Origin of the sequence: Limosilactobacillus antri DSM 16041, assembly GCF_000160835.1 — a bacterium.
Lineage (GTDB): Bacteria > Bacillota > Bacilli > Lactobacillales > Lactobacillaceae > Limosilactobacillus > Limosilactobacillus antri.
The window spans coordinates 159,526-182,190 of sequence record NZ_GG700733.1 but is presented as its reverse complement, the minus strand read 5'-3'; the positions used below and the strand labels follow the sequence as shown (position 1 = coordinate 182,190).

The 22,665-nt window shown below is 53.5% G+C and carries 21 protein-coding genes; 15 read left to right on the top strand and 6 right to left on the bottom strand.

Annotated features, from left to right (window positions below; genetic code table 11):
* Positions 1–2: 2 nt before the first annotated feature.
* Both mnmE and jag read right to left on the bottom strand, forming a co-directional pair.
* Positions 3–1,394 carry a tRNA uridine-5-carboxymethylaminomethyl(34) synthesis GTPase MnmE gene (mnmE, locus tag HMPREF0494_RS04425; RefSeq protein ID WP_007123737.1) on the bottom strand — a complete coding sequence of 464 codons (1,392 nt, stop codon included), beginning with the start codon at positions 1,392–1,394 and terminating at the stop codon, positions 3–5.
* Between the two features lie 145 nt (positions 1,395–1,539).
* The gene (gene jag, locus HMPREF0494_RS04420) at positions 1,540–2,334 is read right to left on the bottom strand and encodes an RNA-binding cell elongation regulator Jag/EloR (RefSeq protein WP_040458792.1); all 795 of its coding nucleotides are present in this window, start codon (positions 2,332–2,334) and stop codon (positions 1,540–1,542) included.
* Positions 2,335–2,488: 154 nt separating this feature from the next.
* On the opposite strand from jag, the gene HMPREF0494_RS04415 reads away from it, so the two are divergent.
* Positions 2,489–3,214, top strand: a complete 726-nt coding sequence (locus HMPREF0494_RS04415) for a gamma-glutamyl-gamma-aminobutyrate hydrolase family protein (protein WP_007123735.1) — start codon at positions 2,489–2,491, stop codon at positions 3,212–3,214.
* A gap of 103 nt (positions 3,215–3,317) precedes the next feature.
* On the opposite strand, the gene HMPREF0494_RS04410 is transcribed toward HMPREF0494_RS04415, so the two are convergent.
* The 4 genes from HMPREF0494_RS04410 to rpmH form a co-directional block, all read right to left on the bottom strand.
* Entirely contained in the window at positions 3,318–4,658 is a 1,341-nt protein-coding gene (locus tag HMPREF0494_RS04410) for a glutamate--cysteine ligase (protein ID WP_007123734.1), read from the bottom strand.
* Between the two features lie 178 nt (positions 4,659–4,836).
* Positions 4,837–5,616 (bottom strand): YidC/Oxa1 family membrane protein insertase, encoded by a 780-nt coding sequence (locus HMPREF0494_RS04405; protein ID WP_050759651.1) that lies wholly within the window; start codon positions 5,614–5,616, stop codon positions 4,837–4,839.
* 52 nt (positions 5,617–5,668) lie between these two features.
* Entirely contained in the window at positions 5,669–6,025 is a 357-nt protein-coding gene (rnpA, locus tag HMPREF0494_RS04400) for a ribonuclease P protein component (RefSeq protein ID WP_007123732.1), read from the bottom strand.
* A gap of 133 nt (positions 6,026–6,158) precedes the next feature.
* Positions 6,159–6,293: a 50S ribosomal protein L34 gene (gene rpmH / locus HMPREF0494_RS10960; RefSeq protein ID WP_003665227.1), complete on the bottom strand. Its 135-nt coding sequence runs from the start codon at positions 6,291–6,293 to the stop codon at positions 6,159–6,161.
* A 478-nt stretch (positions 6,294–6,771) separates the two neighbouring features.
* Here rpmH and dnaA point away from each other — a divergent pair, with 478 nt between their 5' ends.
* The 14 genes from dnaA to HMPREF0494_RS04330 all read left to right on the top strand — a co-directional run bounded on the left by dnaA (position 6,772) and on the right by HMPREF0494_RS04330 (position 22,622).
* Entirely contained in the window at positions 6,772–8,079 is a 1,308-nt protein-coding gene (gene dnaA, locus HMPREF0494_RS04395) for a chromosomal replication initiator protein DnaA (protein ID WP_007123731.1), read from the top strand.
* Between the two features lie 175 nt (positions 8,080–8,254).
* A complete protein-coding gene (dnaN, locus tag HMPREF0494_RS04390) occupies positions 8,255–9,397 on the top strand; it encodes a DNA polymerase III subunit beta (protein ID WP_007123730.1) in 1,143 nt (380 codons plus the stop codon).
* 218 nt (positions 9,398–9,615) lie between these two features.
* Positions 9,616–9,837: a S4 domain-containing protein YaaA gene (gene yaaA / locus HMPREF0494_RS04385; RefSeq protein ID WP_007123729.1), complete on the top strand. Its 222-nt coding sequence runs from the start codon at positions 9,616–9,618 to the stop codon at positions 9,835–9,837.
* A 9-nt stretch (positions 9,838–9,846) separates the two neighbouring features.
* Positions 9,847–10,968 (top strand): DNA replication/repair protein RecF, encoded by a 1,122-nt coding sequence (gene recF, locus HMPREF0494_RS04380; RefSeq protein WP_007123728.1) that lies wholly within the window; start codon positions 9,847–9,849, stop codon positions 10,966–10,968.
* Positions 10,968–12,914: a DNA topoisomerase (ATP-hydrolyzing) subunit B gene (gene gyrB / locus HMPREF0494_RS04375; protein ID WP_007123727.1), complete on the top strand. Its 1,947-nt coding sequence runs from the start codon at positions 10,968–10,970 to the stop codon at positions 12,912–12,914. The genes recF and gyrB overlap by 1 nt, the downstream gene beginning before the upstream one ends.
* A gap of 43 nt (positions 12,915–12,957) precedes the next feature.
* Positions 12,958–15,465: a DNA gyrase subunit A gene (gene gyrA, locus HMPREF0494_RS04370; RefSeq protein WP_007123726.1), complete on the top strand. Its 2,508-nt coding sequence runs from the start codon at positions 12,958–12,960 to the stop codon at positions 15,463–15,465.
* Between the two features lie 193 nt (positions 15,466–15,658).
* Positions 15,659–15,955, top strand: a complete 297-nt coding sequence (rpsF, locus tag HMPREF0494_RS04365; RefSeq protein ID WP_007123725.1) for a 30S ribosomal protein S6 — start codon at positions 15,659–15,661, stop codon at positions 15,953–15,955.
* A gap of 35 nt (positions 15,956–15,990) precedes the next feature.
* The gene (gene ssb, locus HMPREF0494_RS04360) at positions 15,991–16,566 is read left to right on the top strand and encodes a single-stranded DNA-binding protein (RefSeq protein ID WP_007123724.1); all 576 of its coding nucleotides are present in this window, start codon (positions 15,991–15,993) and stop codon (positions 16,564–16,566) included.
* A 32-nt stretch (positions 16,567–16,598) separates the two neighbouring features.
* Positions 16,599–16,835 carry a 30S ribosomal protein S18 gene (rpsR, locus tag HMPREF0494_RS04355; protein ID WP_003665240.1) on the top strand — a complete coding sequence of 79 codons (237 nt, stop codon included), beginning with the start codon at positions 16,599–16,601 and terminating at the stop codon, positions 16,833–16,835.
* A 226-nt stretch (positions 16,836–17,061) separates the two neighbouring features.
* Positions 17,062–19,083, top strand: a complete 2,022-nt coding sequence (locus HMPREF0494_RS04350; protein ID WP_007123723.1) for a DHH family phosphoesterase — start codon at positions 17,062–17,064, stop codon at positions 19,081–19,083.
* 5 nt (positions 19,084–19,088) lie between these two features.
* Positions 19,089–19,541 carry a 50S ribosomal protein L9 gene (gene rplI, locus HMPREF0494_RS04345; RefSeq protein WP_007123722.1) on the top strand — a complete coding sequence of 151 codons (453 nt, stop codon included), beginning with the start codon at positions 19,089–19,091 and terminating at the stop codon, positions 19,539–19,541.
* 32 nt (positions 19,542–19,573) lie between these two features.
* Positions 19,574–20,989, top strand: coding sequence for a replicative DNA helicase (dnaB, locus tag HMPREF0494_RS04340; RefSeq protein ID WP_007123721.1), 1,416 nt, complete (start codon positions 19,574–19,576; stop codon positions 20,987–20,989).
* 112 nt (positions 20,990–21,101) lie between these two features.
* The gene (locus HMPREF0494_RS04335) at positions 21,102–22,301 is read left to right on the top strand and encodes an MDR family MFS transporter (protein ID WP_007123720.1); all 1,200 of its coding nucleotides are present in this window, start codon (positions 21,102–21,104) and stop codon (positions 22,299–22,301) included.
* 12 nt (positions 22,302–22,313) lie between these two features.
* Positions 22,314–22,622 (top strand): hypothetical protein, encoded by a 309-nt coding sequence (locus HMPREF0494_RS04330; protein WP_007123719.1) that lies wholly within the window; start codon positions 22,314–22,316, stop codon positions 22,620–22,622.
* Positions 22,623–22,665 lie beyond the last annotated feature (43 nt).

Sequence of the window (22,665 nt, the reverse complement as noted above, 5' to 3'; positions counted from 1 at the left end):
CCCTACTTTCCTAGACAGAATTGGCTAAACAACTGGTCAAGCAGCTCGTCCTGGTACGAGTCACCGGTGATTTCACCCAAGAGGTCCCAGCACCGGGTCATATCAATCTGCACCAGGTCCACCGGCATCCCGTCGTCGATCCCCTTCAAGACATCGTTTAGGGCGGCGTTCGCCTGGTGAAGAAGGCCGATGTGGCGGGCGTTGGTGACCATCACGTTACTCTGACTGCTTTCGATGCCCTCATTAAAGAACATCTTGCTAATCCGCTGACCGAGCTGGTCCATCCCCTCGTGATTCACGATGGAGGTTTCAATTACCGTGTCGCCCGCCGTCAGCTGCTTTAGTTCCGCCAGGTCAACTTGGCGCGGCAGGTCGGTCTTATTGAGAATGACGATCCGCTGTTTCCCCTGGGTCACGGTCAAAAGCTCCCGGTCCTCCGCCGTCAGCGGCGCGGAGCTGTCAATCAGCAGGAGGATCAAGTCGGCGGCGTCGAGAGCCTTCTTGCTCCGCTCAACCCCGATTTTTTCGACCGTGTCATCGGTGTCCCGAATTCCGGCGGTATCAATCAGCTTGAGCGGCACCCCGTCAACGTTGACGTACTCCTCGATTACGTCCCGGGTGGTCCCGGCAACGTCGGTCACAATCGCCTTATCCTCATGCAGCAGGGTATTCAGCAAGCTGGACTTGCCGACGTTCGGCCGGCCAATAATTGCCGTCGCGAGCCCTTCCCGGAGCACCTTCCCTTGTTTGGCGGTCTTCAGGAGTGCCTGAATCCGCTGCCGAATGTCAACGGCCTTTTCCTTTAACATCTTAGTGGTCATTTCCTCCACCGCGTCGTATTCTGGGTAGTCAATATTAACCTCGACCTGGGCTAGGACGTCCAGAATATCTTTCCGCAAGCGGCGAATCAGCCGGGAGAGGTCCCCGTCCAGCTGGTTTAAGGCCACCTTCATCGACTTGTCGGTTTTGGCCCGGATCAGGTCCATCACCGCTTCCGACTGGGAGAGGTCAATCCGGCCGTTTAAGAAGGCCCGCTTGGTAAATTCCCCCGGTTCGGCCATCCGGGCCCCGTAGCTCAGGACCAGTTGTAAAATTCGGTTCGTCGCCAGCAGGCCACCGTGGCAGTTGATTTCAATCACGTCTTCGCAGGTGTAGGTATGCGGCGCCCGCATTACGGAAACCATCACTTCATCCACCTCGGTCCCCGTTTCGGGATCGACGATGTGACCGTAGTTGATCGTATGGCTGGCCACCCGGGCAAGGTCCTTACTGCCCCGGTACAGCTGCTTGGCCACCGCTACCGCGTCAGGACCACTAATTCGAATAATTGAAATGCCCCCCTCGCCAACCGGGGTCGAGATCGCCGCAATGGTGTCATTTTCACTATTCGCCACTGTCTTCTGCTCCTTTCACTAAAAAAAGTGCCAGTCCACGCCGCGAATTCCGCTAACATGGTCAAAGCACTTTCACTACTTTAACAACTCAATTTTTATAATCGCCCATATTCTACGGTCTTCACCGTCAATTGTCAATCAATAACTAATTTTTCGGTGCAATGACCACGCTACGGTAAGGCTCCCGGCCGTGCGAATAGGTCCGGACATGGTCATCGTTTTCCAGTTCCTTATGCAGCTGCTTGCGTTCCCGGGCCGGCATCGGGTCTAAGAAAACGGCCTTGCCACTCGCAACCACTTCCGTTGCCGCCCGCTCTGCAATTTGGTGGAGTGCTTCGCGGCGCCGCTGCCGGTAATTCGACGTATCCAAGACCACGCTCGTCTTCGGGGCACCATGGTAGTTCATAAAGGCCGCACTGATCTGTTCCAGTGCGTTGATCCGTGAGCCATGGCGGCCAATTACCCGACCGGAACTGGCCGTCTTGATGTTGACCGTGATTGCATGAGCCCCGACTTGGCTGAGCTGGGGCTCAGTTTCGATTCCCAAGTCCGCAAACACCTTTTTCAGGTAGGCCGTTAACTGCTGCCCGGCGTTGCGGGTGTGGCGGACGTTGGCTTCGTGACGCGCCTTGACCACCGCCGGATCCTGCTCATCCCCGTTCTCAAGCGGGTGGTGGGGGTGAACAACCATGGCAGCTGGTTGCTGAACCGGAGCTGCCGTTGGCTGAGCAGCTGGGGCGCTTTCCGCCGGTTGCGGGGCCGGGACGGCTTTCGGCGGTTTAATCGTTGCCTCAATCTTTGCCGGCCGGCGGCCAATACCTAAGAAGCCGCGGCGGGGCTGTTCTAGTATTTCAACCTTGAGCGCTGCCTCTGGCCGGTGCAGGGAACGGCTGGCCTGCTGAACCGCATCCTTTACTGTTTTGCCCGTATAGACTACCATGATGGTTCCTCCTGAATTTGACATTATTGTATTAAGAATACCACCCTTTTCGCCGGGATGCCTAGTCAGGGCCGCGGCAATATTTCTCCTTTGCACAAACGGGATTTTAATTTATAATATTGATTAAAATTTAATTAGAACAAGGAGGACTTTTATGCAACCCCGAATCGCTATCCCCGCTGATACCTTAACCGAGGCAACCAATATCATTAACGAACGTAACGCTGCCTTTGCACCCCGGCCGCTCATTGAGGCCGTTGTTAAATCCGGCGGTATTCCAGTAATCTTTCCCAGCGTCGCCCCAGAGCTGGCGGCCAATTACTTGGACCTTTTCGACGGGGTAATCTTTGCCGGCGGAACCGACGTTGACCCAACCTTCTTCAACGAGGAGCCCCACTTAAAACTGGGACCCACCTACTTAAAACGGGACCGGTTTGAAGTCGCGCTGCTTAAAGAAGCGGTGGCCGCCAACAAGGCAATCATGGGTATTTGTCGGGGAATGCAGCTGATTAACATCGCCCTCGGCGGTTCGGTCTACCAGGACCTCTCGGAGGATTCCCGGCAAACCTTAAAGCACTCGCAAGACGCACCCGGCAACCTGCCCTCCCACCACATTAACGCGGTGCCGGGGAGCCGCCTGTTCAAGCTGACCGGGAGCCGCGCCTACGTTAACTCGCGCCACCACCAGACCCTCCACCAGATTGCCCCCGGTCTGCAGGTTACCGCCAGTGCAGATGACCAGGTCCCAGAAGCGGTTGAATCCGTCAACTCCGACCAGATCCTTGCCGTCCAGTGGCACCCCGAAAATATGTTTAAGCACGATCAGGCATCCCAAAACCTCTTTGCCGACCTCCTCCAGCGCGCCGCGGCCCGTCAGTAAATAGACGCTACCCAACGCGGCTGCCGGTTTGCCTAAAAGACAACCACCCCCAATCAGCTTTCCAGCCGATTGGGGGTGGTTTTTTACTTCCTAAATATTTATTTTACCAGGCCAGGGCCGCCCGTAGTTCATCCGCCGTGTAAATCCGGCCATCTTCAAAGCCGCGGAAGGGGTGGAGCGTCTCTAAGGCAGCTTGCTGGTAGTGGCGCGCCCGCCGGAGGGCATATTCGGTTAGCGAACCATCCTTTACGTAAGCCAGCAGCCGGGCACTTGGCGTATTCGAGGGGTTCACAATCCGTTCCTCAAGGTCGTCGAGGACTTCAAGATATTCGGGGCCAAGCTGAATCTGGTTGGCGTAGTGGGCCAAGTGGCGGATTACCGCAAGGGCGGTCGTCTGGTACCGGCTCGGGGCCGTCGGGGCTTCTTCGGCAATCACCTGATTCATGTCATCGGCCCGGGTCAAAAGCGATTGGACTTCACCCTCTCGCATTGCCGGGTGCATGATGAAGTAGCTTGCCAAGAGCCGGATAAAGCGAACCGTCCCCGTCCGTATCCCCACCGCGCTGCTGGGATCGAGGTCGAGCATCCGCAGTTCTAGGTACTCAATTCCATTATTCGCCAGTTTCTTCAGGTCCGGATTTCCTTTAAAGCGGACGGGGCCGTGGAACTCATAATCGGAGGTTAAGATTCCCTGCTTGACCCCCTCCTCAATGCGGTTAATGTATGCCGGTAAACTGCGGTAATCACCGGTAAACTTCGTCCCGAACCCGTAGCGGCTCTGCCGGATACTGCGCACGGGGCGCGCCAGTTCGGCTCCCTGGTCAAAATAGCCGGCTTCCGCTACCGGGCTGGCTCCGAACAGGTAGGTAAGCAGCCAGCGATAGCGGACAAAGCCCTGAGCCACAACCGTATACAGGTGGTTGCGGACCGCCCGTTCGTCTTCAAACTGGTCGCTGAATTTGGCTAATACCAAATCGATCACGTGCTGGTCAATGCTTAAACTAATGTGGGCACCACAGGGCGTCCCCTGGGAATAGCCATGCCGCTTCGCCCATTCCTGCAGGTAAGCTTCCTTTTTGGGACCCATCTTGGCCAGAACCAGCTTTTTCTTATCCTTGGGGAGCCGGGGCGGCATCGATAACGGCCACAGCATTTCCCCCGGCGCCAGCGCGGACCGTAAACAGTTGTTTAGTCGGTACAAATAGTGCATGGCGTCCAGGGAATGGTTGGCCGACGGGGTCACCGTTTCCGACATGGTTTCCAAAAAATCATTGGTAATCCAGGGGTTGGTCCGCTCATCACCAATCCCCGCCGGGTAGGGCTCCTGGCTTAACCGCCCACTCCCGTCAATTCGCTGCATTTCAATCTCCAGTCCGACCGTAAAATCCGAGGTTTTAGCGACGGCCTCATTTTCGTAGATTGTCTGACCAATTCGGCTGAACATTTTCTCTTCCTCCCTGCAAATAATTAGAAAATCCTAATTTTATTTTAATACAATAGCGTGTTCGCCATTATTTGACAAGGGGCCGCCAATGTTCATTAAATAAAAAAATACCACCCGGTCCAATCACCAAGGTGGTAGTTTAAATACTTATTTAAATTAACTCAGCCACGGCCGCGGTTTACTTCCGCCGGCTTTGGTAAGCCCGCCGCTTGGCCTTTTCAATCTTCCGTTTCCGGGCTTTGGCAACCCGCTGCTTTTCTTCCCGTTCGCGCCGAATCTTAAACGGATTCTGCAACAGTAAAGTTTGAACAACTTGGAAGGCGTTTGAAACCACCCAGTACAGCGTGATTGCTGAGGAGAAGCCGAGGGCCATAAAGAAGATCATGATCGGCATAAACCAGGTCATCATCGTTGTCATACTATTCTTCTCTGGCATTGAGGCCATTGATAGCCAAGAACTAACGAAGGTGAAGACCGCCGCAAGAACCGGCAAGACGTAGTAGGGGTCGGTATGCCCCAGCTGCAGCCACAGGAAAGTCCCGTGCCGCAGTTCCGGCGTCCGCCAAATTGCCTGGTACAGCGCCCACATGATTGGCAGCTGGACGATCATTGGCAGCATCGAAGCCATCGGGTGGACCCCCGCTTCCTTATAGAGCTTCTGGGTCTCCTCCTGCATCTTCATCATCGAGTCCCGGTCCCGTGATGAATACTTCTTTTGAATTGCCTTTAGCTGCGGCGCCACTTCCTGCATCCGGACCATCGACTTCGTTTGGTAAAAGGCCAATGGCAAGAGCAATACCCGGATGATGATCGTAAAGATAATGATCCCCATCCCGTAGCCCCCGGTGTGGTTGGAGAGCCAAATAATAAACTGCGAGAAGTTATAAACGATGTAGTGGTCCCAGAAACCGGTACTGTGACTCGTCACGGGCTGATTGGAGCAAGCAGCCAGCAGCATCGTCAAACTGGCAATCGCCGCTAAGCTCAGGGCTTTTTTCTTCTTTTTCACGCTATTCTTCCTCACTTTTTTCCTTAAATAAGTTGGCCCGCTTGAGTGCGTGGACCAAGTTCTTCTTTACTTCTGCCATCTCGAGGCCGTCTGCTGCCGGACGAGCAATCACTAAAAAGTCAACATCCGACCGCAGCTGCGGCTTAACTTCTAACAGGCTTTGGCGAATCCGCCGCTTCACCCAATTCCGGTGGACAGCATTCCCGATTTTTTTCCCGACCGAGATCCCAACCCGAAAATGCTTCTGACCCGGCTTTGCCATCTGATAAATAATGAATTTATGGTTGGCAACAGAATTATGGGTTTCAAAAACCCGCTGAAATTCACTTTCCTTTTTTACTCGGTATGACTTTCTCATGATGTCTAATCTCCAGCCTTACTACGTTAGATATGAAAAAAGGCCCGGCAAACAACAACGCCAACGATCGTTGTTCGCTGAATTGTTTGCCCGCCCTATGCAATAAAAAAAGCCACTGTAAAAGTGGCCGTGGTTATGCAGATAATACTTTTCTGCCCTTTTGACGCCGACGTGCTAATACCTTACGGCCATTGCTGGTGCTCATGCGCTTACGGAAGCCATGGACACGTGCACGGTGACGCTTCTTTGGTTGAAACGTGCGCTTCATGCGTTTGCACCTCCTAGTTGATAGATCGGTTTGTTTCTATTCTTTCTTCAAACATACTTTGGAAGTATAACATACTTTTGCTGATTATTAAACGCCAAAAAAAGATTTAAATTTTTTAGTTATCCACAGAATGTGCAAATTAATCCACAATGTTGTGTAAATCATCCCCAGCAGCCCAGCTTATGCACAGGCTTTTTTCTACGCCATCCCCAAATTCACACCCTGTTATTAAAGTTATCCACAGCCTGGGGTTATCCTGTGCAAAAGTCTGCTATTCCCCGTTTTATCAACATTCAGTTATCCACAGTCACCTGTTAATAGCCTTATTTTAATCGGTGTTTTCCCCTGAATCCACACCGCAGCTGTTAAATTACACACAGAGTTGTGTAAATTTTTTTCGCTTGTCCACTCCCCTGTGGAAAACTAATATCGAGAATGATAGAATATCGGTTGGAATTAAATATTAGGAGGAATTATTTTGACTGAGCTCGATTCTCTGTGGGAAGCGATCCAAAATTCTTTTCGTCAATACACCGGCCAGGTGACCTTTGACAATTTTATTGCTCCGGCAAAACCGATTTCTCTCTCGCAAACACGTCTGGAAATTGAACTACCGACGCCCATGCATCGCGATTTCTGGAATAAAAACCTGACGGAAAAGCTCAAGGAGTACGTCCAGCGTGAACTGGGCCGTGCTGTTGAGCCGCTTTACGTTTTAACGGGAGAACAAAAATCACCAAAACCCCAAGCAACTGCGACCCCCACTTCCAACATCCCTTTAAATCCCTACTATAATTTTGAAACCTTCGTCGTCGGGGACGGGAATAAAATTGCCAACGCCGCGGCACTCAACGCTGCTGAGCGTCCGGGCTACATGAACCCCCTCTTCATCTACGGGGGCGTGGGGTTGGGCAAGACCCACCTGATGGAAGCCATCGGGAATTATATGTTAAAAATTAACCAAAACGCCCGGGTCAAGTACGTCACGAGTGAAGAGTTTACTAATGATTTCATCAACTCAATCCAGAAGCGGACGACCGAACAGTTTCGGGAAGAATACCGGAACCTTGACCTGCTCTTAATCGATGATATTCAATTTTTGGCAGATAAAGAGGGGACCCAGATTGAGTTCTTCAACACCTTTAACACCCTCTATGACCAGCAAAAACAGATTGTCCTGACCAGTGACCGAATGCCAAGGGAGATTCCAGAACTGCAAGACCGCCTGGTATCACGCTTCATGTGGGGAATGCCGGTTGAGATTACGCCGCCAGACCTGGAAACCCGGATCGCCATCCTGCGCAGCAAGGTGGAAGAGGACCATATCGATATCGGCAATGACACCCTCAACTACATCGCCGGTCAAATCGACACCAACGTCCGGGAACTGGAGGGTGCCTTGACCAAGGTTCAAGTCTATGCGGACCTCAATAACGAGATCATCACGCCCCACCTTGCTTCACGGGCACTGAAAGATTTTCGCCACTCCGCCAAACGGCAGATCACGGTTGAAGACATTCAAAAGCAGGTCGCCTCGTTCTATAACATCACGCAGGCCGATATTATTGGTAAAAAGCGGGTTAAGCAAATTGTCATGCCCCGCCAGATTGCCATGTACCTCACCCGGGAACTAACCGACTTCTCCCTGCCGAAAATCGGCAAGGAGTTTGGCGGCAAGGACCACACGACAGTCCTTCACGCAATCGACAAAATCGAAGCCTCGATTAAAGATGATTCGCAATTGCAAAAGGACATTCACAAGCTCAAGGACCAGCTCAACGCCTAGCTGTGGAAAAGTCCGTCGTTTGTCCCCAGAATCATCAACAAGTTATCCACAAGCAAAATGGTATGGTATGATTACCTTTAAGGACTTATCCACAGTTTTAACAGGGCCTATTACTACTACTATTTTAAAACTATAAAAGATCTTTATATATAAATCAGCAAAGGAGTATCATCCTATGAATTTCACAATCAATCGAACTGCGTTTATCAGTCAGCTAAACAACGTGCTTCGGGCTATCTCATCTAAGACGACGATTCCAATCTTGACGGGACTAAAGATGGTAGTTGACACTGACCGCATTGTCCTTACCGGGAGTAACTCCGACATTACAATTGAAAGTGTCATTGACGCAAACAATGAAGACTACGGCTTAACCGTCAAGGAAGCAGGGGCCATTGTGTTACCAGCTCGCTTCTTTAGCGAAATCGTCAAGAAGCTACCGGACAAGCAAGTAACCATTGAAGTTACAAACGGCTTTCAAGCGGAAATCACTTCTGGAACCGCGAAGTTCCAAATCAACGGCCAGGACGCCAGCAACTTCCCCCACCTGCCGGAGATTGAATCGGATAACACGATTACGCTGGCAACGGATGTCCTCAAAGAAGTCATCCGCCAGACGGTCATTGCCGTGTCGAAGCAGGAAAGCCGGCCCATCCTCGCCGGGGTTCACTTTACGCTCAAGGACGGGCTGCTGACGGCGGTCGCAACTGACAGTCACCGACTGGCACAACGGAAAGTGGCCTTGGAAAATGTTGATAACAGCATCAGCTTTGACATTATCATTCCGGGAAAGAGTTTAGATGAGCTTTCGGGAATGATGAGCGACGATAGCGAGGACGTTAAGGTGCAGGTGAGTGAAAACCAGGTGCTCTTTATCTTTGGCAACACCCATTTCTACTCCCGGCTGCTGGAGGGGAATTATCCGGAAACCAGCCAGCTGATTCCAACCACTTCCGATACCACGGTCGAGGTCGAAGCGGGGACCTTCCTGTCCTCAATTGACCGGGCCTCCCTGCTGTCTCACGAAAGCCGGAATGACGTTGTTAAGCTGACGATTCAACCGGCTAACCAGCGGGTCAAGATCAGCAGTGATTCTCCCGACATTGGGACCGTGGAAGAAGAGGTTGCGACCACCGCACTCGAGGGTCAGGATCTGGAGATCTCCTTTAACCCGAACTATATGAAGGACGCCCTGCGTTCCTTTGGGCAAAGCACGATCCGGATTTCCTTTACCTCCGCGCTGCGGCCGTTTACCCTGGTGCCGACGGAAGATACGGAAAACTTTGTCCACCTGATTACGCCGGTGCGGACATTCTAATTCGTGAAATATTGTCGACGGCCCTGGCCACGAAATGTGGTTAGGGCCGTTTTTTACTTGTTTAATCCTAATAAAAGGAATTTATTGGCAAATTGAGCCACTTTACCCCGTTTTTGATAAAAATGGCTCCCAAAGAAGAAAACGGCTGAGATGGCCTAATAAGGGAAAATAGCTTGTGATTGTGATATAATAGACGGAGTAAAGTAGGTGAATTATCAGTGGAAACGAAAAAGATTACGATTGACCGGCCATTCATTACCCTCGGTCAATTGTTAAAAGAAGAGGCCATCATTCCAACCGGCGGGGCAGCGAAGTGGTACCTCAAGGAAAATACTGTTTTGGTCAACGATGAAGCGGATGATCGCCGGGGGCGGAAATTGTATCCAGGCGACCTGGTTACACTACCGGACCACAGCCAGTTAACTATCGAAAGCAAGTAGTGATCATTAATGATTCTGTCGGAGCTACATTTACATCACTTTCGTAATTACGAAGACCAGACCGTTCACTTTGCTCCCGGAGTGAACGTTTTAATTGGTCATAACGCGCAGGGAAAGACCAATATGCTGGAAGCAATCTACGCCCTTTCGCTGACCCGGAGTCACCGGACCACGAATGACCGGGAGCTGATTAACTGGCGGGAAAAGTCCGCCTCGATCAGCGGGGTTGTCCAAAAGACCAGCGGGAAGGTCCCGCTGGAGCTGCAGTTTACCAAGGAAGGCAAGCGGGCTAAGGTCAACCACCTGGAGCAGGCCCGGCTTGCCCAGTACATTGGCCAGCTGAACGCGATTTTGTTTGCGCCGGAGGACTTGTCCCTGGTTAAGGGGGCACCAGCAGTCCGGCGCCGTTTTATGGACATGGAATTTAGCCAGATGAGCAGCAAGTACCTTTACAACGCCAGCCAGTACCGTTCCCTGCTCCGGCAACGCAATAAGTACCTAAAGCAGCTCAAGTATGGGCAGCAGCATGACCAGGTCCTGCTCGACGTCCTGTCAGACCAGCTGGCGGCCTATGGGGCCGAGCTGGTGGTGGCGCGCTTTCACTTCCTCCAGCAGCTGGAGAAGTGGGCGGCCGACCTGCACTACCAGATCTCTCTGAACGCGGAAAAGCTGCGCTTGGTGTACGCTACCCAGCTCAAGGTCACGGCGGAGACAACGGTAGACGATGCCTACCAGCAGCTGCTGACGATCTTTAAAGAAAACAAGGGGCGCGAAATTGACCAGGGGAGCACGATGTTTGGCCCCCAGCGTGACGACATTCGTTTCCTGGTCAATGGCAAAAACGTTCAGTCGTTTGGCTCGCAAGGGCAGCAGCGGACGACCGCCCTGGCGGTAAAGCTGGCCGAGATCGACCTGATGAAGGAACAGACGGGGGAGTACCCGCTGCTCCTCCTTGATGACGTTCTCTCAGAACTCGACACGGTTCGGCAGACGCACCTGCTGACGGCAATTCAAGACAAGGTCCAGACTTTTTTGACGACGACCAGTCTAAGCGACGTTGCCCGGCAGCTGATTAATGAACCCACGATTTTTAACATTAAGAATGGCACTTTGATTAAGGAGGAAGAATAGTGAGCGACGAACAAAAGGAAACCAAGGCGCAGCTTGCTAGTGAATACGACGCTAGTCAAATTCAGGTGTTAAAGGGACTCGACGCTGTCCGGAAGCGGCCCGGGATGTACATCGGTTCCACTTCGGCCCAGGGATTGCATCACCTGGTCTGGGAAATCGTCGACAACGGGATTGACGAAGCACTAGCGGGCTTTTGTACTGAGATTAACGTCGAGGTGAATCCGGATAACAGTATTACCGTCCGTGATAACGGTCGGGGAATCCCGGTTGATATTCAAGGGCAAACCGGCAAGCCGGCGCTTGAAACGGTCTTCACGATCCTCCATGCCGGGGGAAAGTTCGGCGGTGGCGGCTACAAGGTCTCCGGTGGTCTGCACGGGGTCGGGGCCTCAGTGGTCAATGCCCTTTCGACTGAGCTGGACGTAAAGGTTGCGCGCCAGGGGAAAGAATACTACATGGACTTCGACCACGGCCACGTCAAGACGGCGATGAAGGTCATCAACGACCACCTGCCGGAAGACGTCCACGGTACGACCGTTCACTTCAAGCCGGACCCAGCGATCTTCCGCGAAACGACGGTTTACAACATCAAGACCCTGACGAACCGGCTGCGAGAACTAGCCTTCTTGAACAAGGGCCTCAAGATTACCATTGAGGATAAGCGTGATGAGGATTCACAGCGCCAGGACTTCCACTATGAAGGCGGGATTCGCCATTACGTTGACTACCTGAACGAAGACAAGACGACCCTGTTTGAGCCGCCGATTTACGTGGAAGGGAAGGAAAACGGCATCACCGTGGAAGTGTCGCTCCAGTACACCGACTCTTACCGCAGCGAACTGCTGACCTTTACCAACAACATCCACACCTACGAAGGTGGGACCCACGAGACCGGCTTTAAGATGGCCCTGACCCGGGTGATTAACGACTACGGCCATAAGGCCAACATCCTGAAGAGCAACGAAACCCTGTCCGGGGATGACGTGCGGGAAGGGATGACGGCGGTCGTTTCGATCAAGCACCCCGACCCGCAGTTTGAGGGCCAGACCAAGACCAAGCTGGGCAATTCTGATGCCCGGACGGCCACGGACCACGTCTTTGCGGCGACCTTCAACCGCTTCCTGATGGAGCACCCCGAAGAAGCCCGGCAGATTATCGAAAAGGGACAGCTGGCCTCTAAGGCCCGGGTAGCAGCCAAGCGGGCCCGGGAAGTAACCCGGAAGAAGAGCGGGCTGGAAATTTCCAACCTGCCCGGCAAACTGGCCGACAATACCAGCAAGGACCCGAGCATTTCCGAATTGTTCATCGTCGAGGGTGACTCCGCTGGGGGGTCCGCTAAGCAGGGGCGGTCCCGGCTGACCCAGGCGATCCTGCCGATTCGGGGAAAGATCTTAAACGTTGAAAAGGCCACCCTGGACCGGGTGCTGGCCAACGAGGAAATTCGCTCCCTCTTCACCGCCTTGGGGACCGGCTTTGGTGAGGACTTTGACATTGAAAAGGCCAACTACCACAAGCTGATTATCATGACCGATGCCGATGTCGACGGGGCCCACATTCGGACCCTGCTTTTGACCTTGATTTACCGCTTCATGCGGCCAATGATTACCCATGGCTACGTCTACATTGCCCAGCCGCCGCTCTACCAAGTCCGGCAAGGCAAGTTCGTCCGCTACATCGAGTCTGACGAGGAGCTGGAACAGGTGGTCAGCTCGCTGCAGCCGAGCCCTAAGCCAGTAATCCAACGGTACAAGGGGCTTGGTGAAATGGACGCCGAACAGCTGTGGGAGACCACGATGGATCCGGAAAACCGGCACCTGCTCCGGGTACAGCTGGACGATGCCGAGCAGGCCAACGAAATTTTCCCAATGCTGATGGGCACCAAGGTTGGTCCGCGGCGGGACTTTATCGAGCAAAACGCCAAGTTTGTTGAGAACCTTGACTTGTAGTCGGGGCTGAGCGGAAAAAGGAGGAACGACATTGGCAGAAGATATGTCAAATCGGATTACGGACGTCAAGCTGACGAGCCAGATGAAAAACTCATTTCTGGACTACGCGATGAGTGTCATCGTTTCCCGGGCGCTGCCGGACGTTCGTGATGGGTTGAAGCCCGTCCAGCGGCGGATTTTGTACGGGATGAATGAGCTGGGGGTTACCCCTGACAAGCCCTACAAGAAGTCGGCCCGGATTGTCGGGGACGTCATGGGGAAGTTCCACCCCCATGGTGATTCCTCGATTTATGAAGGGCTGGTCCGGATGGCCCAAGACTTCAGCTACCGCTACATGCTGGTTGACGGGCACGGTAACTTCGGGTCCGTGGACGGCGATAGTGCCGCGGCCATGCGGTATACGGAAGCCCGGATGAGCAAAATCGCCTTGGAAATGCTGCGCGACATCAACAAGGACACCGTTGACTTCACCCCGAACTACGACGGGACGGAAAAGGAACCAGCCGTGCTGCCGGCCCGCTTCCCGAACCTACTGGTCAACGGGGCGTCGGGAATTGCGGTCGGGATGGCAACCAACATTCCGACCCACAACCTGGGAGAAGTCATCAGCGCCATTCACATGCTGATGAACAACCCGGACGTGACGATCCCCGAATTGATGAAGGCCTTGCCGGGGCCGGACTTTCCAACCGGCGGGGTCGTAATGGGTAAGGCGGGCATCCGCAAGGCCTACGAAACCGGCCGGGGCAGCATTATCGTGCGGGCCAAGGTTGACATTGAAGAGCAAAAGAACGGCAAGCAGCGGATTATCGTTCACGAAATCCCGTACATGGTCAATAAGGCCAACCTGATCAGCCGGATTGCCGACCTGGCCCGGAATAAGGAGATTGACGGTATCACCGACGTTAACGACGAAACCGACCGGGACGGGATGCGGATCGTAATTGACGTGCGCCGGGACGCTAGTGCCGAGGTGATCCTGAACAACCTGTACAAGATGACCCTGATGCAGACGACCTTCAATTTCAACATGCTGGCGATTGTCAACGGGGCACCGAAGATTTTAAGCCTCAAGCAGATCCTGCAATACTACCTGGAACACCAGGAAGACGTTGTCCGGCGGCGGACTGAATTTGACCTGAAGAAGGCCCAGAGCCGCCTGCACATCGTCGAGGGGCTGCGGATCGCCCTTGACCACATTGATGAAATTATCAACATCATCCGCCAGTCCCAGACGAGTGAGGTCGCCAAGGGTGAGCTGATGGGCAACTACGGCCTTTCCGATCGGCAGGCCCAGGCCATCCTCGATATGCGGCTGGTGCGGCTGACCGGCCTGGAACGGGAAAAGATCGAGGCTGAGTACCAGAAGCTGACCGAAGCCATCGCCGACTACAAGGACATCCTGGCCCACAAGGAACGGATTAACCAGATCATTTACGATGAGCTGATGGAAATCCAAAAGAAGTTTGGCGACAAGCGGCGGACGGAGCTGCAGGTCGGCGACATCACCAACATTGAAGACGAGGACCTGATTGAAGAGCAGGACATTATCGTCACGCTGACCCACAACGGCTACATTAAGCGGCTGCCGGTCGACGAGTTTAAGTCTCAGCACCGGGGCGGTCGTGGTGTTAAGGGGATGGGCGTTCACAATGACGACTTCATCGAACAGCTGATTTCCAGCTCGACCCACGACCTGCTGCTCTTCTTCACCAACTCCGGGAAGGTCTACTCGATGAAGGGCTATGAGGTGCCGGAATACGGCCGGTCGGCCCAGGGGATCCCGATTATTAACCTCCTGAACATCGACAGTCAGGAAAAGATCAGCGCGGTGATTAACGTTTCACATGAAACTAACGATGATGACAAGTTCCTCTTCTTTACCACCAAATACGGGACGGTTAAGCGGACGCCGGTTCCGGAGTTTAAGAACATCCGGAGCAACGGTTTAAAGGCCATCAACCTCCACGACGATGACGAACTGATGGACGTCGACGTGATTGAGGACCAGCAGACGATGATTATCGGGACGCGCAACGGCTACGCCCTGAGCTTCAACTCCGCAGTTGTCCGGTCAATGGGCCGGGGTGCGGCCGGGGTACGGGGAATCCGCCTGCGCGATCACGACTTCGTAATCGGCGCGGCACCTCTTCACCAGGACGACAACGTCCTCGTAATCAGCGAAAACGGCTTTGGCAAGCAAACGCCGGCCGCAGAGTACCCGATCAAGGGCCGGGGCGGTCTTGGGGTGAAAACCGTCAACGTGACGAAGAAGAACGGGCCGCTGGTCGGAATGACGACCGTTGCCGGGGATGAAGACATCATGCTGGTGACCGACCAAGGTGTGATTATCCGCTTTGGCATTGAGAGCGTTTCGCAGACCGGCCGTTCTGCCGTCGGTGTCCACCTGATCAAGATGGATGACGGGGCCAAGGTCGCAACGATGGCCAAGGTCGAAAAGGAAGACGACGGGGACGATGCCCCGGCCGCCGGTGAAGCAAGCACTGCTGAGCCAGCTAATGCGGAGCAATCCACGGAAAATCCAGAATAGTTAAGTGCAAAATCCTGTGGGGTGCGTATATATTAAGTAGCCGCAACCCGCAGGATTTCTCGTTATCTGTACCTTGTTTTAAAGCGTGCTTTATGCTATATTTTATATCTGTGAGTATACGTACAGACGTCTACTCTCCTTGTTCTTCTTCACTGGTAAGAAGAACCAGAGTCCATAAGGAGGTGTAACATTCATGGAAACACGTAAATATGAAATTACTTACATCATTCGTCCTGACATCGAAGAATCAGCAAAGAGCGAACTGGTAGAACGGTTCGACAAGGTTTTAACGGACAATGGTGCAGACATCGCTGAATCAAAGGACTGGTCGACTCGTCGTTTTGCTTACCCAATCGACAAGTACACTGAAGGTACTTACCACGTAGTTACTTTGACTACTGACACTGACGAAGCATTAAACGAATTTGACCGTCTTTCAAAGTTCAGTGACGATATCCTACGTCACATGATCGTTAAGCTTGATGCTTAATTAGATTGTCAATTTAATAGAGAGGAGAACGATCAATGATTAATCGTGCAGTCTTAACTGGGCGTTTAACGAGAGATCCTGAGTTGCGGTACACGACGAGCGGGACAGCGGTAGTGTCATTTACCCTGGCCGTTGACCGGCAATTCCGGAACCAGAATGGGGACCGGGACGCCGACTTTGTCAACTGCGTCATCTGGCGTAAGTCCGCGGAAAACTTCAGCAACTTTACCCACAAGGGTTCCCTGGTTGGCATTGAGGGCCGGATTCAAACCCGGAACTACGAAAACCAGCAGGGCAACCGGGTGTACGTCACTGAGGTTGTCGTTGATAACTTCGCATTGCTTGAACCCCGGCAAAATGGCGGGATGAACCAGGGCAGCCAGCAGCAACCATTTAACAATGGCAGCAATCAACCGTTTGCTGGTCAGTCCCAACAGCAATTCGGTGGTAATCAGCCACAGACTAACAATGCTCCTCAAGGGAATCCATCATCAAACAACGGCTTTGGTGGCAACACCCCTGCTAATAACGACGCGCCGTTCTCCGCCGGCAATAGCAATAATGACGGCGAACAAAAGATTGACGTGTCGGATGATGAATTGCCATTCTAACTAAATTTTTACCAAGATAGGAGGGTAATTTCATGGCACAACAACGTCGGGGCGGTCGTCGTCGTCGCAAGGTCGACTTCATCGCCGCTAACCACATCGAATACATCGATTACAAGGATACTGACTTATTACGGCGGTTCATTTCCGAACGGGGTAAGATTTTACCACGCCGGGTCACTGGTACCAGTGCTAAGAACCAACGTAAGTTAACTATCGCTATTAAGCGTGCACGGATTATGGGTCTTTTGCCATTCGTCGCTGAAGACTAGTTCGTGATTAAGGAGAGTGAAGCGGGGCCGCTATGGCCGACGCTTCACTCTTTTTTGTTTGCCTAATAACGGTCGAATTAATTCAGCGCTCCCGCGTGCAGTGCGCTGCCTTGTTGAAATCTGCCGGGTTGATTAGCGCTTTGGTAGGGCTTGTTGTCGCCGGATGTGATATGATAGGTTTATCCAAGAAAATTGGGAGAAACGATTCCCTTTTGGGAGGATTATTATGCACAAGTTTTTCAGTCGTGAAAACTGGCTGTTTTATTTTAAACACCCAGCGGTCCGCTGGAACGTCTGCTATTTGTTATTATTGACCATCCTGAGCCTGTGCTTTGCCTTCACTCTCAACTGGGTCGTGGGCATTGTCGTGCTGGTGATTGCCTTAATTGGCGGCTTCACCAGTGTTAAACAGCTGCGGCGGCTGGTCATCGACGCGAACGAGTACCTAAACCACCTGGTCTACCAGATTAAGCAGGGGCAGCAAGAGGCCCTCTTGGAAATGCCGGTGGGTTTAATCATGCTCAACCGGCACCAGGAAGTGGAGTGGATCAACCCCTACATGGCCCGGTATTTTCCTCTGAAGCGGGTCGTCGGCAAGTCGCTGGCGGAAGTTGATGAAGAATTAGCGCGGCTAGTCCAGCAGCATGCGGATGAAACGAAGCCTCAAGTAGTGACCTGGCGGGACCGGCAATTTGACTTCCTGGTGCAAAAGCAGCACCAGGTGATTTACTTGATGGACGTCACCAAGTATGAACAAATCAGCAAACGGTTTAAGCAGGAGCAGATCTTCCTCGGCAACATCTACCTGGATAACTATGACGAGCTGATCCAGGGGATGAACGATTCTGACGTTTCAAACCTGCACAACTACGTCACGTCGGAAATCAGCAAGTGGGCCCAGGAAAACCAGTTATTGATGAAGGTCATCGATGATGATAACTATCTGATCATCGGTCACCAGAGCGCACTCCAGGAGTTAGAGCAAAAGAAGTTCAAGATCCTGGATATTATTCGGGAGAATACCTCCCAGCAAAACTCCCCGGTCACCCTGAGTGTCGGGATTTCCTATGGGGAAAATAACCTGATTAAGCTGGCGGACACCGCCCAGGATAACCTTGACCTGGCATTAGGCCGGGGTGGCGACCAGGTCGTTGTCCGGGCCCAGGACCAGCCGGCTCGCTTCTACGGTGGGAAGACCAACCCGATGGAGAAACGGACCCGGGTGCGGGCTCGGATGATTAGCCAGGCCCTGAAGGAGTTGATTGACCAGGCGGACCAGCTCTTTGTTATGGGCCACAAAAAGCCCGACATGGATTCATTAGGGGCCTGCCTGGGGATTCGTCGGATCGCGGAGATGAACGGCAAGGAGTGCTGGATCGTCGTTGACGACGAGCACCAACATTCCGACATCCAGCGCCTGATGCGGGAAGTTGATAACTACCAGAGCATCAAGGACCACATCATTACCCCCAGCGCGGCCCTGGAAAAGGCGACTGACAACAGCCTCCTGGTGATGGTTGACCACGCCAAGGAGAGCATTACGATCTCGCCGGCCCTGTACGAAAAGCTGCAAAACCGGCTGGTCATCATTGACCACCACCGGCGGGGCGAGGAGTTCCCCGAAAATCCGCTGCTGGTCTACATTGAGCCGTATGCCTCGTCGACCTGTGAGCTAATTACCGAAATGTTTGAGTACCAGCCGCGGGAAGGCGAAGGGCTGAACAAGCTCGAAGCGACCACCATGCTGACGGGGATTCAGATCGATACCAAGTCCTTTACCAAGAGCGCGGGGACGCGGACCTTTGACGCGGCCAGCTATCTCCGGTCGGCCGGTGCTGACGGGATGCTGATCCAGTCCTTTATGAAGGAAGATTCGCAGAGCTTTATGCAGCGCAACCACCTGCTGGCCCGGGCGGAGATCAACGACCAGACCGCCATCTGTACCGGTGAAGAGGACCGCTACTATGATTCAGTCACGGCGGCCCAGGCGGCGGATATGCTCCTGCAGATTGCCAACGTTGACGCGTCGTTTGTGATTACCAAGCGCGCTGATGGCAAGGTCGGGGTTTCGGCCCGGTCGATGGGGGACCTTAACGTTCAAGTAATTATGGAAAAAATGGGTGGCGGTGGCCACTTAGCCAACGCCGCAACCCAGATTAGCGGGAAAACCGTTGCGGAGGTCAAGCAGGAACTGTTGGACCTGCTCCACCAGCGGGCCGCTAAGGATGACGAAAAGACAGAGGAGTGACAAGAATGAAAGTTATTTTTACTCAAGATGTTCGCGGACGCGGCAAGCGGGGTCAAGTGAAGGACGTTCCTGACGGTTACGCCCAAAACTACCTCATTAAGCGGGGCCTGGCCAAGCAGGCCACCAAATCAGCCATGAGCCAGCTGGCGGGCCAAAAGCGGGCCGAAGAAAAGCACGCCGAGGAAGAGTTGGCGGAGGCCCAGCAGGTCAAGAAGGTCTTGGAAAATGACAAGACCGTCGTTGAATTGAGCGGGAAGGCCGGAACTGATGGCCGGATGTTTGGCTCCATTTCCACCAAGCAAATCGCGACGGCCCTGGAAAAGCAGTACCAGGTCAAGATTGACAAGCGCAAGATTGAGTTGGCAGCACCAATCAAGGCCTTGGGCTACGTCAACGTGCCAATCAAGCTGCATCCCGAGGTCACGGCAGAAATCCGGGTACACATTGCGGAAAAGTAGTTTGCAATTAACGTCAAAGGAGCGGTATTGCTATGGATAATGCACCCATGCAAGAAGAGCCCCGCGATCTTGAAGCTGAAAAAGCAGTTCTGGGAGCTGCTTTTTTAAGTAAAAACGCGCTGGCCGATGCAATGGAATATTTGGAAGCCCCCGATTTTTACCGCCGGGCCCACCAAATTATTTTTGAAAAAATGGTCGACCTGTATGAGAACGACCAGCCAATTGATCCGATTACGATGAATAGTGCCCTGATGAAGGACAAGCAGTCGGAAAACGTCGGCGGCCCTGCCTACATCGCGGAGCTGGCCTCGTCAGTGCCGTCCGCGCGCGACGTCAGCTACTACGCCAAAATTGTTCATGATAAGGCGACCCGGCGCCGGCTGATTGAAGTGGCGACGAAGATTATCAACGATAGCTACGCTGACAACCAGCAGCTCGGCGACCTGCTTGATACGGCCGAGCGGGACGTGATGCAGGTATCTGAGGGGAGTAGTCAGACCTCCTTCAAGAAAATCAGCACGGTCCTGGATGAATCCCTAAGCCACATTGACGAGCTGTCCCAGCAGCAGAGCGACGTTACCGGCCTGAAAACCGGCTACCAGCAGCTGGACGAGATGACGACCGGCTTACATAAGGATGAGCTGGTCATCATCGCTGCCCGGCCGGCCGTGGGGAAGACCGCCTTCGCACTGAACATTGCCCAGAACGTCGCCACCCGGACCGAGGACGGCAAGCGAACCACGGTGGCAATCTTCAGCCTGGAAATGGGGGCGGAGTCACTGGTTAACCGGATGCTGTGTGCCGAGGGCAACATCAACGCCAACCACCTGCGGACGGGGCAGCTGACCCCGGAAGAGTGGGAGAGTATGTACATGGCGATGGGGACCCTGTCGAACGCCCAAATTTACATTGACGACACGCCCGGGGTAAAGGTGGCCGAAATCCGGGCCCGGTGCCGGCGCCTCGCCAAGGAAAAGGGTAACCTGGGCTTGATCGTGATCGACTACCTTCAGCTGATTGAAGGGAGCAACCCCGACAACCGTCAGCAGGAAGTTTCCGAGATTTCCCGGCAGCTCAAGAAGCTCGCTAAGGAATTGGAAGTACCGGTCATTGCCCTTTCCCAGCTTTCCCGGGGAGTCGAACAGCGACAGGACAAGCGGCCGGTGCTGTCCGACATTCGTGAATCCGGGTCGATCGAACAGGATGCCGATATTGTCAGCTTCCTCTACCGTGACGATTACTACGAGCACGAGGGGGATGATGACGAGGACCAGCAGGGCGGCAGTCCGGCCCAACAGGAGGACGATGCCGACGCGGCCAACGTCAGTGAAGTTGAAGTCATTATTGAAAAGAACCGTAGTGGCCCGCGGGGGACGGTCAAGCTCTTGTTTGCCAAGTCGTATAACAAGTTTGCGTCCGTCGCTTACGTCCCGGAGGACCACCAGTAGGGAAAAAACAAACTCTAAATTGACTAGCGGTTAGTCGATTTAGGGTTTATTTTCGCGGAATACAAATAACGCAAGTGCTTGTGGCGAAGAATCTATCCTGGAGGTGGCGAGGATGCAAACGCAGAACGCGGTGAAGTTAAAGTGGTTGTTAATCAGTATGTTTATCAGCAGTCTCGGCAACAGTTTTGTCTGGCCGCTGACCACTATTTACATGCACGAGCAGCTCCACGAAACACTGACGATGTCTGGAATCGTACTGCTCTGTTATTCCGGTGCGAACGTGGTCGGCAGCTATTTAAGCGGCAACCTCTTTGACCGGCATAACCCGCACTGGCTGCTGTTTGGCGGGACCGTCGTGGCGACCATCATTATCGCCCTGCTGATCTTTTTCAACGGCTGGCCGATCTACGCCATCTTACTGACGATGATTGGCTTCTTTAACGGTTGGATTATCACCATGATTAATTCCTACGCGACCAAGGTCGGCCGCGACGGCCGCTATGTTTTTAATATGCTGTACTTTGCCAGCAACCTGGGGATGGTGATTGGGACAACGATCGTGGGTCCGCTTTACCAGTACGCTCACGGCAGTGTGGGCCCGCTGTTTGCCTTTACCACGGTCTTCTATACGCTTCTGGCGGTAATTACCCTGACCTGCTTTGGCAACGGCAGCCCGGTCCCGGCAGGTACGCCTGCTGCGGCAGACAAGGAACCGACGGGCAAGGTCAGCATTCCCCGGGCCAACCTCTGGATCTGCTGGACCTTCTTTATCAGCCTGTGCGTGATCTGGACGATGTATGAGCAGTGGTCGAGCAACCTCTCCGTCTTCATGACCGAGCAGGGGATTTCGATGACTAAGTACAGCCTGTTGTGGACGATCAACGGGGTGCTGATTGTCGTGGCCCAGCTAGGACTGTCCTGGCTGGACCGCTGGCACCTTAGTCCCTACCTGCTGGTTTACGTGGGGACGCTGACGATTGCCCTATCCTTCGTCCTCCTGCTGGTGGCCAAGTCCTACGCCTGGTACATCCTGGCGATGGTCGTCCTGACAATTGGTGAGGCGACGGTGATTCCAACGATGCCGGCGATTGTCAACAGTCTCTCGCCGGCAGCCGTCAAGGGCAAGTACCAGGGGATTTTGAACGCCTACTCTTCGCTCGGCAAGGCCTTTGGACCGCTCTTTGGCGGGGTGGTAATCGGCTTGAGTTCGTACCAGGCGCTGTTTATTATCTGTGCGCTGGCAATTTTTGCCCTCGAACTGGTGATTTTCTTAGTAGTCCGGAGCAAGGGGCCGGCGACCAAGGAGTATTAGGAAGGCGGAATAATGTTTTACAATAACTTTGACAATGTTTATGGCGAGGACCGCTACGGCATGGTCGGCAAAACCGGGGATGGTTTTCGTGAGGACCGCCAGCTGGCAATTCCGTGCTACCGGTGCCACCGGGAGCCATTAATCATTGCGGAACGCAACTGGATGGACACCAACCGGGACGACTCCCAGCGCTACCAAATTATCGTCTGTTGCGCTCACTGCGGGGCAACTGACCAGTTTATCGTCAACGACGGCCGGGAAAAACAAATTGGCCGTTTGCGGCACGCCCACGTGCGGCCCAGTGAACAACAATTAGGTTAAATGAACTTCGGCAGCGGCCTTGATGGTCACCGCCGATTTTTTT

Excerpts from the sequence above, each read along its gene's own strand:
- dnaB (WP_007123721.1), top strand. The coding sequence starts at position 19,574 with ATGGATAATGCACCCATGCAAGAAGAGCCCCGCGATCTTGAAGCTGAA.
- rplI (WP_007123722.1), top strand. The coding sequence starts at position 19,089 with ATGAAAGTTATTTTTACTCAAGATGTTCGCGGACGCGGCAAGCGGGGT.
- gyrA (WP_007123726.1), top strand. The coding sequence starts at position 12,958 with ATGTCAAATCGGATTACGGACGTCAAGCTGACGAGCCAGATGAAAAAC.
- recF (WP_007123728.1), top strand. The coding sequence starts at position 9,847 with ATGATTCTGTCGGAGCTACATTTACATCACTTTCGTAATTACGAAGAC.
- rnpA (WP_007123732.1), bottom strand. The coding sequence starts at position 6,025 with ATGAGAAAGTCATACCGAGTAAAAAAGGAAAGTGAATTTCAGCGGGTT.
- HMPREF0494_RS04415 (WP_007123735.1), top strand. The coding sequence starts at position 2,489 with ATGCAACCCCGAATCGCTATCCCCGCTGATACCTTAACCGAGGCAACC.
- HMPREF0494_RS04335 (WP_007123720.1), top strand. The coding sequence starts at position 21,102 with ATGCAAACGCAGAACGCGGTGAAGTTAAAGTGGTTGTTAATCAGTATG.
- HMPREF0494_RS04410 (WP_007123734.1), bottom strand. The coding sequence starts at position 4,658 with ATGTTCAGCCGAATTGGTCAGACAATCTACGAAAATGAGGCCGTCGCT.
- HMPREF0494_RS04350 (WP_007123723.1), top strand. The coding sequence starts at position 17,062 with ATGCACAAGTTTTTCAGTCGTGAAAACTGGCTGTTTTATTTTAAACAC.
- jag (WP_040458792.1), bottom strand. The coding sequence starts at position 2,334 with ATGGTAGTCTATACGGGCAAAACAGTAAAGGATGCGGTTCAGCAGGCC.
- rpsR (WP_003665240.1), top strand. The coding sequence starts at position 16,599 with ATGGCACAACAACGTCGGGGCGGTCGTCGTCGTCGCAAGGTCGACTTC.
- ssb (WP_007123724.1), top strand. The coding sequence starts at position 15,991 with ATGATTAATCGTGCAGTCTTAACTGGGCGTTTAACGAGAGATCCTGAG.
- HMPREF0494_RS04330 (WP_007123719.1), top strand. The coding sequence starts at position 22,314 with ATGTTTTACAATAACTTTGACAATGTTTATGGCGAGGACCGCTACGGC.
- dnaN (WP_007123730.1), top strand. The coding sequence starts at position 8,255 with ATGAATTTCACAATCAATCGAACTGCGTTTATCAGTCAGCTAAACAAC.
- rpmH (WP_003665227.1), bottom strand. The coding sequence starts at position 6,293 with ATGAAGCGCACGTTTCAACCAAAGAAGCGTCACCGTGCACGTGTCCAT.
- HMPREF0494_RS04405 (WP_050759651.1), bottom strand. The coding sequence starts at position 5,616 with ATGCTGCTGGCTGCTTGCTCCAATCAGCCCGTGACGAGTCACAGTACC.
- rpsF (WP_007123725.1), top strand. The coding sequence starts at position 15,659 with ATGGAAACACGTAAATATGAAATTACTTACATCATTCGTCCTGACATC.